The organism is Cyanobacteriota bacterium (genome assembly GCA_025054735.1).
Classification (GTDB): domain Bacteria; phylum Cyanobacteriota; class Cyanobacteriia; order SKYG9; family SKYG9; genus SKYG9.
In genome coordinates this window covers 1-1764 of the sequence record JANWZG010000587.1, presented here as the reverse complement: position 1 = coordinate 1764, position 1764 = coordinate 1, and the positions used below count along the sequence as shown (strand labels likewise).

Genomic DNA, 1764 nt, shown 5'->3' with positions numbered 1-1764 from the left:
ATTGGTTCATAGAAAATTAGAGATCACGGTCAAATCGCTGTTTTATGCGAGTTGCCTTACCCATGCGGTTGCGCAGATAGTACAGCTTCGCTCGCCGCACCTTACCACGACGCAACACCTTAATGCTCTCAATGCGGGGTGAATGTACAAGAAAAACCCGCTCAACCCCAACCCCCTGAAATACTCTGCGTACTGTAATGGTTTGATTGATGCCACTATGAGCCTTGGCAATCACAGTGCCTTCATAGGGCTGGGTGCGTTCCTTGCCGCCTTCTTGAATGATCACACCAACTTTGACAGTATCACCAATGTGTATGGTGGGAATGTCGGATTTCATCTGCTCCGACTCAATAGCCTGGATGATTGCCTGCGCGTTCATGGGACGTTTTCACCGTGTATAGAAGAAATAGAGTGTGTAGAAGAGAAGAGACGATCACAAAACTTCAGAAAATCTAGTGTATCTTACTTCTGCTGGCAATGTTGCAGCAACTTTATCGCATTTGGTTAGAAGTTCTACTGCTGTGCCCCTACCTGTTGGTTCTATGACAAGCCTACGGCATCAGGCTGGCGATCGCGTGCTGCTATCTGATAGTAGTAGTTTCCAGGGTATGGCAGCACTGTTCAGTTAACAAGCATGAATATGGTTTACTAATTCTCTAAACTATTGCTACAGATAGCTTGGAGTCAGGACTTCGATCCATACTACGAACTCACAGGTTATGTAGCTGGCTTTTGGAGGAATGCTATTAGAGCATCATCCAGTACGATCGTCCTACCTGAGTAGATTTGCTAAGATGACTATCACACTAGTTTGACTAGGAAACACCAGTCATGCCTTCTATCCCTCTTGGCTTGCCCTCTACTGATGAGTTGCCCTGCTCAGACGATACCCCTGTGGATAATGAAGACCAAAATTTGTTGCCTAACTTACTGCTATTTGTCCTTTCCAGTATTTGGCAAACTCGCATGGACTGGTACTTTGGTGTGGATATGGCTATTTATCACACCACTGGCCCTAGTCCATTAGTACCCGTCGTTCCAGATGCCTTCCTGAGCCTGAACGTCGAGCGCAAGAAGGGAGGTAAATCTCGCCGGAGCTATGCTACTTGGGAAGAAAATGGCATCGTGCCCATCTGGGTCTTGGAAATGGTGTCTCACAAGCCCGGTGGTGAATACGAGGAAAAGATGGAGCTTTATGCCAAGCTAGGGGTTTTGTACTACGTGATTTACAACCCTGAGTTTTGGCGGCGGGACGGTCATCAGCCCTTTGAAGTTCATAAATTGGTAGATGGCAGCTATTGCCTCCAGATTGGTGAACCCTATTGGATGCCAGAGATAGGGCTAGGAATTGGACGACATCGACAAGTGTTTGCAGGCATGGAGCAAGAGTTGCTGGTTTGGTTTGATGCACAACGCCATCCCTACCCAACCCCAGATCAAAGTTATGAGCAACTAGTTCTAGAACGCCAACGAGCTGAGGCGGCTGAGCACCGAGCGCAGCAGTTAGAACAATATCTACGATCGCTGGGGGTTGATCCGAATCAGCTATTAACCTAACAGAAGCACCAAGTCTCTGGAATTAAGGTTCGAGCGCGCCGCCACAGGAACTACCCGCTCCTGCTGTGCAGCCAAAGCAATGGCGATCGGTCACAATTTGGCGAGCTTCCCAGCAAGCTAGGTCAAAGTTACGAATATGAGGTCTAGCATCTCCTGGTAACTCGGCTTCTAGCTCCAACATTTGGTTAAAGTCACAGTCAAACAGTC

At 47.8% G+C, this 1764-nt stretch carries 3 protein-coding genes; 1 reads left to right on the top strand and 2 read right to left on the bottom strand.

The features are described from left to right. Window positions 1-16 precede the first annotated feature (16 nt). Window positions 17-379 carry a 50S ribosomal protein L19 gene (rplS, locus tag NZ772_18440; GenBank protein ID MCS6815535.1) on the bottom strand — a complete coding sequence of 121 codons (363 nt, stop codon included), beginning with the start codon at window positions 377-379 and terminating at the stop codon, window positions 17-19. Window positions 380-831: 452 nt separating this feature from the next. On the opposite strand from rplS, the gene NZ772_18435 reads away from it, so the two are divergent. Continuing rightward, entirely contained in the window at window positions 832-1557 is a 726-nt protein-coding gene (locus NZ772_18435) for a Uma2 family endonuclease (protein MCS6815534.1), read from the top strand. A gap of 22 nt (window positions 1558-1579) precedes the next feature. Here NZ772_18435 and NZ772_18430 read toward each other — a convergent pair. Then, window positions 1580-1764 (bottom strand): DUF3641 domain-containing protein (locus NZ772_18430; protein MCS6815533.1); only part of this gene is annotated, 185 nt, incomplete at its 5' end.

Coding starts and splice junctions, on each gene's coding strand:
- rplS (MCS6815535.1), bottom strand. CDS start 379: ATGAACGCGCAGGCAATCATCCAGGCTATTGAGTCGGAGCAGATGAAA.
- NZ772_18435 (MCS6815534.1), top strand. CDS start 832: ATGCCTTCTATCCCTCTTGGCTTGCCCTCTACTGATGAGTTGCCCTGC.